This window comes from Gulosibacter sp. GYB002, assembly GCF_036577665.1.
Classification (GTDB): Bacteria; Actinomycetota; Actinomycetes; order Actinomycetales; family Microbacteriaceae; genus Gulosibacter; species Gulosibacter hominis.
Window position 1 is genome coordinate 280,624 of sequence record NZ_JARBDD010000003.1, and the last position, 12,845, is coordinate 293,468.

The 12,845-nt window shown below is 64.5% G+C and carries 10 protein-coding genes; 1 reads left to right on the forward strand and 9 read right to left on the reverse strand.

Annotated elements, in window-relative coordinates; translation table 11 throughout:
* Positions 1–30 precede the first annotated feature (30 nt).
* Positions 31–1,200 (forward strand): FHA domain-containing protein, encoded by a 1,170-nt coding sequence (locus tag PV375_RS03475; RefSeq protein WP_332106137.1) that lies wholly within the window; start codon positions 31–33, stop codon positions 1,198–1,200.
* Positions 1,201–1,774: 574 nt separating this feature from the next.
* Here the strand turns inward: PV375_RS03475 and PV375_RS03480 are convergent.
* The 9 genes from PV375_RS03480 to PV375_RS03520 all read right to left on the reverse strand — a co-directional run bounded on the left by PV375_RS03480 (position 1,775) and on the right by PV375_RS03520 (position 12,803).
* On the reverse strand, positions 1,775–2,065 hold the full coding sequence (locus tag PV375_RS03480) for a WXG100 family type VII secretion target (RefSeq protein ID WP_201518005.1): 291 nt from the start codon (positions 2,063–2,065) through the stop codon (positions 1,775–1,777).
* 33 nt (positions 2,066–2,098) lie between these two features.
* Positions 2,099–2,422, reverse strand: a complete 324-nt coding sequence (locus PV375_RS03485; protein ID WP_201518006.1) for a WXG100 family type VII secretion target — start codon at positions 2,420–2,422, stop codon at positions 2,099–2,101.
* A 161-nt stretch (positions 2,423–2,583) separates the two neighbouring features.
* Positions 2,584–4,239, reverse strand: coding sequence for a S8 family peptidase (locus PV375_RS03490; RefSeq protein WP_332106138.1), 1,656 nt, complete (start codon positions 4,237–4,239; stop codon positions 2,584–2,586).
* Positions 4,236–5,957, reverse strand: coding sequence for a hypothetical protein (locus tag PV375_RS03495; protein ID WP_332106139.1), 1,722 nt, complete (start codon positions 5,955–5,957; stop codon positions 4,236–4,238). Before PV375_RS03495 ends, PV375_RS03490 begins: the two co-directional genes overlap by 4 nt.
* 44 nt (positions 5,958–6,001) lie before the next feature.
* The gene (locus tag PV375_RS03500) at positions 6,002–6,601 is read right to left on the reverse strand and encodes a hypothetical protein (RefSeq protein ID WP_332106140.1); all 600 of its coding nucleotides are present in this window, start codon (positions 6,599–6,601) and stop codon (positions 6,002–6,004) included.
* A 99-nt stretch (positions 6,602–6,700) separates the two neighbouring features.
* A complete protein-coding gene (locus PV375_RS03505) occupies positions 6,701–8,182 on the reverse strand; it encodes a serine/threonine-protein kinase (RefSeq protein ID WP_332106141.1) in 1,482 nt (493 codons plus the stop codon).
* A gap of 9 nt (positions 8,183–8,191) precedes the next feature.
* Positions 8,192–10,573: a transglutaminase-like domain-containing protein gene (locus PV375_RS03510; RefSeq protein WP_332106142.1), complete on the reverse strand. Its 2,382-nt coding sequence runs from the start codon at positions 10,571–10,573 to the stop codon at positions 8,192–8,194.
* Positions 10,570–11,838: a DUF58 domain-containing protein gene (locus PV375_RS03515; protein WP_332106143.1), complete on the reverse strand. Its 1,269-nt coding sequence runs from the start codon at positions 11,836–11,838 to the stop codon at positions 10,570–10,572. Before PV375_RS03515 ends, PV375_RS03510 begins: the two co-directional genes overlap by 4 nt.
* Positions 11,835–12,803 (reverse strand): AAA family ATPase, encoded by a 969-nt coding sequence (locus PV375_RS03520; protein ID WP_201518013.1) that lies wholly within the window; start codon positions 12,801–12,803, stop codon positions 11,835–11,837. The genes PV375_RS03515 and PV375_RS03520 overlap by 4 nt, the downstream gene beginning before the upstream one ends.
* Positions 12,804–12,845 lie beyond the last annotated feature (42 nt).

The following is a 12,845-nucleotide window of genomic DNA, read 5'->3' on the forward strand; positions in this document are numbered from 1 at the left end:
CGCCAAACGAATACGAGAGGACCAGCCACCGTGGCAACACCGTCTGCTGATGCGCTCGAAACAACTGGGTCGGCACAGCGCCCATCGTGGCTGGGGTTGCTCGTCGACCTCGTTTTTATTGGCGCAGCGGCCGGATGCTGCTGGTGGCTCAGCCACGAATCGTGGCCGCTCACCATCATCGTCGGTGGGCAGCTGCTCGTGGTGTGGTGGTTCATCTGGCGCATAACTGGAGCGGCCCCTGGTACCTGGATTTTGACATCGGTGTTCGGGATTGGCAGCACCCGTGACTCGGATGCTGCGCAGACGAGCGCGGAAGTACAGCAGGCGATCGAAGACCACGGCTTCGGCGCGTATCAATCGGTGCAGCCGTGGCACGAGACCGGCGCTGCCCAGCCGACTCCAGCGTCCCGGGATGCAGCCGGCGCGCGGCCGGATATTCCTACGGGTGCTGCGGATGCGGTGCCCGCTGAGCGTGCCCGCGCCGGTATGGGTACCGGCACCGGTGTTGGTGCCCGCGCCGGTGTCGTTGGTCCGGGAATTGCCGGCCAGGCCCCGGATGCATCCGCAGATTCGCTGCCCACCGCTGCGGCGCGATCATCCGCGACGCCGGCTGCTCGGCCGGCATCCGTGCCGCCGACACCGGAGATGCCGCAGCGCCCGCAATCACGGCACGCATATCCGGTAGCAAACCAGCCGGTACCGGTGCTGCCACCGAGTTCAATGCATCCCGGACCGGCGCTACCAAAGAGCCCGATGCATCCCGGCCCGACAGCCCAAGTTCCGGCCGCTCACGATCCGTCACCAACCGTGTTTCAGCATCTCGAGCCAGAGTCTGTGCCCGAGTCGATCGATGACACCCAAATGGCCGAAAAGGTTGAGGTGCCCGCTGCGCCGACGCAGCTGCTGCTGCCGGATGGCCGCAGCGAGCAGCTGGTTGGCCGGATGCTCGTGGGACGCAAGCCGTCGGCCGATAATGGCGAGCAAGTGGTGACGATCGCGGATGACCAGCGTTCAATCTCGCGCACGCACTTTGCGATTGATGTGATTGAGCGCGCGGTGCTGCTCACGGATCTCGGGTCGGCGAACGGCACTCGTCTGCACCGAGACGGGCACGAGCTGACGCTGAGTGCCGACTCGCCGGTCGCGCTGCTGCCGGGCGATGAGATCCGCATCGGCCGGTTTACACTGCAGCTGCGCTAGCCGCGCTGACGCGCCGCGAGCCTGACGCGCGGCGAGGCTGGCCGCCACCACGCCACCCCGCCTCCCGACACCTCGCCACCCCCGTCTCCCGACACCTCGCCACCCGCGCCTCCCGACACCTCGCCACCCGCGACAGGAAATGACCCTGTAACTGCTAAATGACCCTCCTATAACAGGGTCATTCGCCAGTTACAGGGTCACTTATCAGCCGGAGTGAGCGACGAAGGCGAGGCACTATTTCACGAGACGAGCGTGCCCCACACACGCGACCGTGCTACCCCCGCCTCCAGACACGAAATGACCCTGTTAGCTGTCAACTGACCCTCCTACAACAGGGTCACTTAACAGTTACAGGGTCACTTGCTGTGGAAAGGGGTGGGGGCAGGTAGGTGGGGGCTGGAGGCGGAGCCGGGGAGGCGGAGCCGGGGAGGCGGAGCCGGGGAGGCGGAGCCGGGGAGGCGGAGCCGGGGAGGCGGAGCCGGGGAAGCGGAAACCGGACGAGCACCGCAGACACAACAAGACCCCGGCGAGAGCCAGGGTCTTGTCGCTAGCCTGAACGGCGTCGAACTAGTGATTAGCCACCGAAACGAGCCGCACCGCTGCGGTCGGTCTGGTTGAAGTTCGAGGCCGATTCGCCGAGCAGGGCCTTGATCTGCTGCAGAACCTGGCTCATGTCGGTGAGGGCCGAGTTCCAGTTAGCCTTGGCGACCTGGTACGAGTTAGCAGCTTCACCAGTCCACTGCTCAACGAGCGGCTTGAGCTGGTTCTCCATGTCGTCGAGCTGGTTCGAGATGTTGCGCGAACCGGTGTCGATGTCGTTCTGTGCGCTGGCAACTACGCCGTAGTCAACACGAATGTCAGTCATGATTTTTCTCCGTTTTCGATTCGTTGCCGCCGACTAGGCGCCGTAGGTGAAGTTGATGTTCGAGGTTTCGATGTTGAGCGAAGCTGCGCGCTCCTCATCGGTGGTGTCGAAGTCTGCCTGGGTGCCGCGGAGGTCCGACTCGAAGTTGTCGAGAGCCGAAACGAGACGGTTGGCGTCTTCGTCCCAGCGCGTCATGAGCTGACGGAACTGGGTGGCGGTACGACCGTCGAAAGCACCCACCGAGATTGCCTCGATCTGGCCACGGAGGGTCGAAATGGTCTGGGTCAGCTCGCTGCGCGACGTGTTGACGATCTGGGCACCACGATCAATGGCACCAGCTTCTGCGTTTACAGTCATGATTCACCTCTGGGTATTGGTTCGCAGACGTGTGCCTGCTTCGTGCGGATTGCGTGTGCAGTATACGGATTTCGGGTAATTTGACAATTTGCTTTTCCGTTACTTTTGAGAATCGGCACTGACCAGGGCTTTTTCTCAAAAGTAGTGGCCGATTGCGCCTTCTACGGACGGTGCTGTTCACCCGATTGTTCACCCGGACGATGATTCGGATGCTGCCAATTCGGCGCCTGCGGAGGTACCTGCGCCCCGGATGCGTCACTTCGGGCACCGGGATGCGCCTGCGGCCGCCCCGGGTAACCGTTCGGGTGGCCAGCCGGTGCCGCGTAACCATCGCGGTGACCGCGGTGATATCCACCGGATGCATGCGGCTCGTGCGCTGGCACCACCTGTCCAGGCTGGTCTTTTTTGCGACTCGCAACGACCACCGCAATCACCACCACAGCAATAATCACCACCGCAGCGATTACGCCGAGCACGATCAGGATGGGAAGGTCAATTCCTCCCCGCTCTGCCGGGGCCGCACTGGATGCATCCGAAGCATCCGCCCCATCCGCCTCGCTCGGCGCGGCAGCACCCCATGAACCGGCATCTGGCGCCATTCCAAGCCAGCCCTCGTCTTTTGCCACCTGCGGCAGCCATTTCACGACATCGGGATTAATGCCCGCATCCACCCGGTAATTGCTGACGTATCCCATGGTTTCATCGAGCGGGAAGCCGTCACAGATCTCTCGGATCACATCCCAGTCGGGGTCGGCGTTTACCGAATCTGGGTAGGTCAGCGGCTCATCGGGGTACTGCGAGGGGTCGTTCTGGATGAATTTCACCGGGTCGATGGCACCGTAACCGAGCGTGTCTGAAACGGCACCGCCGCCTGTCGCTGTTGCCGTGAGTGATTGGATGAGCTGGTTGTACGTTGCATCCGGCCACTGTTGGCGCCCCAGTGCGAGTGTGCCGGCAACGATTGGTGCTGAAAAACTTGTGCCCGAACCGCCGGTCGTGAGGTTGCCGTCTACCTCGCGCAGCGCGAGCCCCTCACCGGGTGCTGCCACGGTGAGCCCGGTGCCTGACGCAGCCCAGTCGGTGGCTGCATTGCCCGGTTTGGTTGCGGTGACGGTCACCACACCCGGCAGGCCGGCTGATTCTGCAGTGACGTTGCCGTCGTTACCCGCACCGGTCACCAGTGCCTTGCCCTGCATCTGCCAGTAGGCGCTCTGGTAGCTGGTGGGCTGGATGGGACCGAGCATCGAGATTGACAGGATGTCGGCTCCGCGTTGTTCGGCATCTGCCATCCGGCCGCCGCCGAGAACCGCCATCGGGTCGCAGGCTTCGGGCCACTGTGACGAGCTTGGTGTGACCGCGAACGGAATCTCCATTACCAGCAGTTTCGCGCCGGGTGCGACACCTTGGATGCGTTCCGGGCCACCCTGCCCCACGATCATGGCCGCGACATTGGTCCCGTGATTGATCGAGTCTTGATAGTTGCCGCCGTCAAGGTCGACGACTGTGCCCTGTTCGGCGAGGTCGCGCAGCGGTGCGCATTCGTCTGGCATTGGCACGACCTCAATATCTGCGCCCTGCAGGTCGGGTGAATTGAGGTCAACACCGGTTTCGGCGATCGCGATTGTGACCCCTGAACCGTCATGTCCCTGTTCGAGAAGCTGGTCGTAGCCGAGTTCGCTATTGAACCAGCTGGCGGTCTCTGCCGCCGCTGCCGACTGCATTGCCGGGGCAAATAGGCTGCCGGCTAGCGCAACTAGGGCGACGCCCGCAGCCATCTGCGAGCGTCGCCAAATACCTACTCGAGCAATTGGGGTCACCAGCGGTCACCTTCCGGGGCCGCGACCTCGATCACGCGGTCGGTCACCGAGCCGGCCTCACCGGCAGCACCGACCTCAACCTGCTGCGGTGCCTCGTAAAACTCGACACCGGAGGCACCAAAGTTGTTGCGGCGACGGTTATTGCGCTCGTCGCGGCCGCCTTTGGCGCGGCCAGCGGCGCCCGCTCCGGCACCAGCACCGGCAAACGGAACCATACCCATTCCGGCACGGCCGGCACCGGCGGCGCCGACAGCCCCGGCTCCTCGACCGGCACCCGCGCCGACACCAGCAGCACCACCGCCGACACCAAGACCACGCGCACCGCCCGAGCCAGCAGCGCCTGCGGCACCGCCTTTCACCATCGCAGCACCACCGCGAGCACCGGTACCGCGTCCGCCGCTATTGCGCTGACCGGATGCACCGGCACTACTACCAGCCGCACCACCGCCAACCATCGGCATCATGCCGGGCCCGCGCCCCATGCCGGCGCCGGCACCACCACGGGCACCTGCGGCACCGGTAGCACCGGTACCACCCGGGGCACCGGCAACACCCGAGACGCCCGCGGCTCCAACACCGCGACCGGCCGGCACTGCAGCGACTCCTGCGCCCCGAACACCGGGAGCATTCACACCGCGTCCGGCACCTGAACCAGCACCAGCACCGGCACCAGCGCCGAAACCTCCCACAAATCCGGCTCCACGACCGCCCGCGGCCCCGCCGCGACCAGCGGCACCCGCGGCAGCACTGCCGGCCGCACCGCCTGCCATCGGCGTCATGCCCATACCACCGACACCGCCCGGCGCACCGGCACCCGGCATCGCTGGCAGCGCGGCATTGGGTACGAGCGCCGCAGCCCCACGACCACCGAGCGCCGCAGCCCCGAGACCGAGAGCTCCGATACCGGCCCCGCCGAGCATCGCGCCGCCGGCCAACTGCCGTCGCATTTCTTGTTCGGCGAGATCACGGATGACCGGGTCGCGGGGAGCGATGCCGTTACGCGGGTCAAGGGTCAGCGAATAACCGCTGTCGAGCGGGCCGTCCTGGCTCATTTCGCCGGGACGGTACACCTTGATGGGCCATTCTGATACGGGCGGCACATTCGTCGAGGGTGTGTAGAGCTCGGGCTCGCCGCTGGGCACACCGCTGTAGTCGGTGAAGTGCGGTGACGATGAGCTGTCATTCGAACCGTCGAGCAGCAGTTCACGAATCGCCTTCGCATTCATCTGGTTCGAGCTGCCATCCATGTTCGAGTGCAGCCTCCGCAGCGCTTCGCGAGCAATGCGCTCACGCTCCTGTTCGCGGCGTGCGCGCAGGCCCTCGAGGAAGCTGGCACCGCTGGTCAAACCGGTGCTCGGGGTCCACACCAGCGGCAGCATGCCGTAGACAAACTCAAAAAAATTCACGCCGCCGCTGGGGAGGTTCTGGTAGTCGTGCTGCGCGGTCTGCATGTGCCCCTGCATCTCGTCGGTGAGTGAGCTGCCCTTGAGCGCAGTGGCCTGCAGGAGGTCGATGTAGTTACTGAGTTTGTCGAGGCTCGAGCGGATGGCAACGTCGGTGGTGCCGCCAAACATGGTGTCGAGCTTCATGATCTGGCGAAGCTTTTGCGCGCTCGAATCAAGTTCAGTAGCGGCGGCGGTGAGTTCGCTCGAGTCGGAGGTGAAGTCTCCGAGGTTTGCCTGCATTACCTTGCTGAGTCGGTCAACGTAGTAGCCCACGAGTCAGTCCTTAGTGTTCTTTCGCAAATTTCACGCACAAATGGTTAGTGAGCCGGTCGCTCGTTAGTGTCGGCGGTCATCCGTTGGGAGATGTACTCATCGATGGCGAAATATTTTTTCGTGCTGTTGTGGAACCAGCCACGCACCTCGTCACGCTCAGCTGTGGAGCAGTCGGGCATGAGCTGTGTGAGAAATTCGTCGCTATCCAAAAGCACCTTGCGCATGAACTCTGGCAGCATCCCGAGCTGGGCAATGACCTGCTCACGCTGCAAATACGGGTCAACTGAACGCGCATATTCGCCCAGTCCGCTGCGCTCTTCGAGCTGCGTGAACTGGTTCGTCATCTGCTGCTGACCAGCCTCATCGAGCGTTTGGAACTCGTCGTGGGTCTGCATGAGCATTTGGGTGTACAGCTCGGCCGCCTGAGCCGCCTCACGCATCCGGGCCGCGAGCGCATCCGCAAATTGCTGGCTGCGGGTGAGTGCCATGCCGGTTTCTGAAAGGTCGGTCCACTTGGATGCGGTCTGGCGATTCGAAACCTGGGTCATCTTCGAGGCGGTTTCAGTGGTGATATCGCCACTTGAGGTCATGAGATTTTTTGCGGCCGAAACTGAATCCGGCGCTACGTCAACGTTTTCTGACACTGTGCGCTCCCCCGCAATTGCCGATACCGTCACTGACGGGGGGCAGTGTACCCTGAGTGACTTTCATCGGGTGAAACTTTTTTGTAACCTGGCCGCCAGCTAGTGCGTAAGGCAGGCCCGCTGGCTCGCCGAGACCTGTCCGTCCGCGCCGCGCACCCACACCTCGATGCAGTTTGAGCCGCTCACGATCGGAAACTTCACCGAGTTGTGCGCCGTCAGCTCGATGATTGTGTCGTGCCCCGCCCGCTCGACGCGATAACCGAATGGCTTCCCGCTCATATTGGCGGCCTGATCGGGCGCCTGCCAGGTGGCCACCGCATCCCCACCGTTCACGGTGAGTTTGAGCTCCGACACCCGGGGCACTGTGGTGGGGGCCGCATCCTCAGCGGCAGCCGGGTTACGATCATCCGCTGCCGGAGCTACGGTCCAGCCCCCGCCTCGCAGCAGCGCGAACATGAGCACCCCGGCGATGAGCACCCCGGCAGCAATTGCGATGGCGTTACCCACTACGGATGCGCGCCGCGGCTTGACCTCGCGCGATGCGGTATCGGTGTCGGCGCTGCGATGAATTGATTCCGAGAGGTGGCGCACCAACGGCGGATCAGAAAAATCGAAGGACTGTTGCCTGGTTGTCGCCGCGCTGATGACCGAAACTGGCCGGATACGGGTGGCATCCGGGTCGTCTGCCAGCTCGACTGCGGCGCGTCCCTGCCGTACCGTGCCGAACGAGCGGATCTCGAGTTCGGTTTCGGGAATACCGAGCTCGCGTTGTTGCTGCTGCAGCAGCCGACCAAAATCAGCTGCTGACGGCCGGCTTGCCGCATCCCTCGACATCGCCCGCAGCAGCAATTGCGCCACTGATTCGGGAACATCGCGCCGCCCGATGCTGCTAACCGGCGCCGAGAGTACGCGCGCCACCAGCGCGCTGCGGGAGTTGTCGCCGCCGGGAATTTCAAACGGTGAGTTCCCCGCCAGCCAGGTCCAGATTGTCGCCGCGAGCGAGTACACGTCCTGCGCTGGCGATACCGTGATGTGTTCGTAGTGCACCTCGGGCGCAGCCCAGGGCACCGACAGCCCGCCCTCACCGGGGCGCATCGGCAATCCGGTCGCCCCCGAGATACCGAAGTCGGTGAGCACGGGTGCTCCGAACTCGGTGACCAGGATATTGGCCGGCTTCACATCGCGATGCACAATCCCCACCGAGTGCAGCGTCGCCAGCGCGCCCGCCATGATGACGCCGTAGCGCAGCGCGTCTACTAGGCTCAGCGCGGTACCGCCACGCTCCCAAATTGGCGGGCGGCAGGCTTCAAGCGCCATCCACGGCGCACCCGAGTCGGTGCGGCCGGTGGCGTAGAGCGAAACGATGCCGGGATGCGATGACACCTGTGCCAGCACATTCGCTTCGCGGCGGATTGCGGCGGCTGCCCGGGGGCCTTCCTGCTGGCGCAGCACCTTGATGGCAACATCTCGTTTGGGTACGTGCTGGCGATACAGGTGCACATCGGCGCTGCCGCCACGGCCGAGAAATTCTCGCCACGTGTATCCGGCGATCTCGGGACCCTCAGGATTGGCGGTACCCACCTAGCGCTCCTAACTCTCCCGGGGGTGGCGACGCGGTTTGTCGGCACGGTTGCGACGGTGTCGTGTTCTGAGCGTACGCCACGATATGCGTACGCGGTACCGCTGCCACAGCCCCTCGGGGGTGAGCGCGCGGCGCAACCGGCGCTCAGCTTCCCAGGCTCGTTGTTTTTCGGTGTCGGTCACCGGTTGGCCCGAGAATTCAGCGGCTCCCACCTCACCAGCGAGCGCAAGTGCCGTCCCGTCGAGTTGGCGCTGCGTTTCAAGCAGCTGCGCATGCTCGAGCACGGTGCTTGTTTTGTTCGGCACAAAGCCCGCATCAATCGCATAGTCTTCGGCCTCATACCAGGCCGCGCGCACACCATCCCGGCCGCGGTAACGACGTCGGCGCTGCCGGCGCCACACCTTATACAGAGGCACACCGAGCACCGGCGCCAGTAGCAGCAATAGCAGCAGTGAGCCACCGCCCACGGTAAACCACGGGAAAGGTGCCCCCGATTGCACCGGGTCTTCGATATCGCGATCTTCAAACTCGGCTGGCAGCTGGGGCGGTTCTTTTGGTGGCTCCGGCGGCTGCAATACCTGCGGCCGAGGCACGGATTTTGGTTCGGGAAGTTCGGTCTGCGGCATGTGGTCTTTTGGTGGGGTGGGGTCGAACGGTACCCAGCCGACTTTTTCGAACTCGATCTCAACCCAAACGTGCACATCGCTGCCGCGCAGCACCATTTGGGTATCGCTATAGCCGTCTGGGTAGGCACCGACCACCACTCGCGCGGGGATGCCGAGGCTCTGCGCCGCGAGCGCCATGGCGGTGGCGTATTGCTCGTCGTCACCGATCATTTGTTCGTCATCGATGAGATGCGAGATGCGGTTTTTGTTGTGTCCCGGCGCCGAGGGGTATTCGAGACCGTTCGCGTAGTAGCCGGTGTCACGAAAGTGGCGTTCGAGTGAGCGCACCCGGTCGATTGGTGAGGATGCGGTTGCAGTCACCGAGGTGGCAAGGCTCGAGAGGTTTTCGGGCAGCTGTTCGGGCGCTCGAATCGGTGAGTTCCCGAACTCCAGTCCGCTCAGCTGTGCTTCCGACCAGCCGGGTTCAACCCAGCCGCGCTGCTCAATGCGCATGTTTTCGGTGGGTGCTTCGGCTGCCACCGCCGATTGCAGATCGACGTCATAAAACAGTGAGGCCGCCACCGCGCTGTCTGAGAGATACACCTGTTCGAGATGTCCCAGGCTCGGCACCCAGCGCGAAACCGGGCGCTGCAGATCGAGCGTTATGGCGTAGTCGCGGGCAGCGGGAATTTTTGTTTCTGCATCCGAGGTTGAGACAACCTCGCCCACCTGCCGGAAGCCGCGTCCCGAATCTGGTTCGGAAATACCCCAGCGCACGCCGTCGTAGTGGTCCATTGCGGCGAACCGGATGCGCCCGTCTTTGGGGAGCCCCGACACGGTCATGATGGGTTCATCAACGAGATCGGCGCTCAGGTGGCGGAAGCGTTCGAGCGGTGTCGGTAGATCTTGCACCACAAGCGGCGGCGCCACATAGTGTCGCAGCACGGTGCGGGGGGCGTTCCCAAGCCAGGCCTGAGCGAGCAGCCCGGCGACCAGCCCGGCCACTGCGATGGTGCCGAGCGCGGCGGCGGCACGACGCAGCGGGCTGGCCACCACCCGACGCCGCTGCCGTCCGGCATGCACGGTGGTTTGCATCCCGGGTGCGGAACTGTCGATGTTCTCGCCCTCGTTGCGAGCTGCCGCGCGGGCGGCTTCACCCACTGCAACGTCGGTGCCGAGGTCAGTGCGCTCCCAGCTGGCAACAACCGCGAGCCAGCCGCTCACCGCTGCCACCAGCCCGATTCCGAGCCATAGCGCGTTCGGGGCGTAGGGCACCGACCAGGCGGCACCGATCACGTACCAAATCACCGGCGGCACCGTGGTGAGTACGGCCCGGCGGCGCATCGCGGCAAAACCGGCGGTCAGCGCCGAAACAAACCCGGTGAAATAGGGCAGCACGGCCGGGCCAATAAAGGGGTATGCCGGCGGCACCAGTGTGAGCAGGTCTTTCCACGCGTTCGCGGGCTGCACCACGAGCGCCGTGAGCGTGTCAATTGTTGGCAGGATGCCGTCGGGCGAAGTTTGTGGCAGTGCCGCCACCGCGCCGAAGGCAAAGTAGCCGAGTACGGCAACACCGGCGGTGGTTGCCCAGTGCCAGCGCCAATGGCCGGCCACGACCGCCAGCACGACACCGAGCCCGGCACCGATCGCCGCAGCCCGCAGCCCGGCCCCCTGCGCAAACACCGGTTCGTGTGCGAACACACCCGGTAGGTGCAACAGCATGAGTGCAACCACGATGACCGCCAGCCGCGACAGGGTGAGTGGTCGTTGGGTTTGCTGGTTCACAGCACCATCACCCCGCTAATGCGCCGCAGATCGCTGAGCTGGGCAAAAGTGAAGGCCGGTGCGTCGGCGACTCGGCCACGCACCACCCGACCGCCGGCTGCGGTTCGCAGCACCAGCGGCCGCGCCGATAGCGGAACGGTGCGTACGGCGCGCGCAATTTCTTCGCTGTCGATGCGCTCGCCGGTGATGATCGTGACGGCTGATGCCTGCGGGCGTTCGCGCAATCCCGCATGGACGAGCTCAGCGAGTGCCGACCCTTCGGCGACGAACTTGGTGTCGCTGGCCGCATCGAGCAGCCGCATCGCCGTGGTGAGTGGCATCTCGGTTTCGCCAAAACGCACCGATGCCGAGCGGCCGAGTGAAACGGCCTCCACACCGTACGAGCAGGCTGCGCTGAGTGCGAGTTCGGCGGCCTCTTCACCGTCGTATGAGTCTTGTCGCAGGTCGAGCACTACGAGGTGCTCGCTGCGCCGGGTTTGTTCAAATTCGCGCACCACCAGGCGGCCGAGCCGGGCTGAGGTGGGCCAGTGCACGTGGCGACGGTCGTCTCCGGGGGCATAATCGCGCAGCGAGTGGAAGGCAATATCCGACGGTGAAATGGTTGGCGATATCTCGCCTTCAAGGTCGCGGAGCAAGCCGATTGCCGAGTAGTCGGGGGCGAGCGTGCGGGGATGCACGTACAGTTCGGTTTTGTTCGACAGGATGGTGTCGCGGCTCAGCAGCCCCAGCGGATCGACTCGGGTTGCAGCGGCCGGGCCGAGGGTGAGCACCTGCCGGCGCTCGGTGGGGATGATAAACGGTTCACGCCAGGTTTCGCGCGGCCCCAGCGGGGGCACAAGAAAGGATGCGGTCAGTTCACCCACTGGCACATTGACCACGGTGGCGCGGCTGCCGCGGCGGCTGGCGGTCACGGTGAGATAGGCGACGCTGACCCTTCCCACCACCACGCGCGACTGTTCGAAGTCGACCCGCACGCGGAAAGTCACCGGCACGAATACCACCGTGAGTGCGATGAGTGCTGCGACCGCCACAAAACAGGTGATTGCGGCAGCCTCCACCCAGCCCCAGGCGAGCGCGAGCAAGAGCATCCCGGAAAACAGCACGAGCGCAGACCAGCCGGCTCGATGCACAACGAGCCGCGTGGTGCGGGTGGTGGTTGATAGCCCCGAGCGCACCAGCTGTGTGGTCGCCCGCACGGTGCGCGTGGTTGCCGAGATGCGACCGCCAACGCCCTGCTGCGGCGGACGCATCCGCGTGTCGGTCACGCCGCTCCCTGCGAGGGTGGCGTGACGCGGTTGACCGCATCCGAGAGCACCTTGGCGGCCGTGACCCCGGCGAATTGTGCGTCGGGGTCGAGCACGAGTCGGTGCGCCCAAACGGGTTCGACCAGGGCTTTTACATCGTCGGGCAGCACATAGGCGCGGCCCTGGGCTGCTGCCCACACTCGCGCCGAGCGCACCATCCCGATTGCGCCGCGGATGGAGATTCCGAGGCGGGTGTGTTCACTATCGCGGGTTGCTTCAGCGAGGTTGGCGATGTAGTCGGTGACGGCGCGGTCGGTGTGCACATCGGCAACTTCGCGGGCCCACATCATCACCGAGCTGGCGTCGATGACCGGCTGCAGCATTCGGGATCGGTCGGGCGCAGCGGCGCCTTCGAGCACCTCCACGAACTGGTCGTGCGGCGGGTACCCCACGGTGGTTTTCATGAGGAATCGGTCGAGCTGGGCTTCGGGTAGCCGGTAGGTGCCAGCCTGTTCGACGGGGTTTTGGGTGGCGACCACCATGAACGGTCGCGGTGTCAGGTAGGTGCGCCCGTCGACGGTTACCTGGGCTTCTTCCATCACTTCGAGCAGCGCCGACTGGGTTTTGGGGGATGCTCGGTTGATTTCGTCTGCCAGCACGATCGACGCAAAAATCGGGCCGTGGTGAAATTCCCACTCGTTTTTTGACTGGTCGAAGATGGTGACACCGGTGATATCACTCGGCAGCATGTCGGGCGTGAATTGGATGCGGTTGTGCGGCGCCGATACCGAGGCAGCAATGGCGCGCGCGAGTGCGGTCTTGCCGGTGCCTGGCGCGTCCTCGAGCAGCAGGTGTCCCTCGGCAAACAGGCTGGTCAGCGCCAACCGGATGACGTGCGATTTCCCCAGCAGCGCGGTGCCGACGTTGTCGACCAGCGCGGCAAATAGCGTTGCAAACTCGCGTGCGCGTTGTTCGCTCAGTGCCATGTTTCGGTGTTTCCTGTCTACTCAGTCAAATTATGCGGTGTC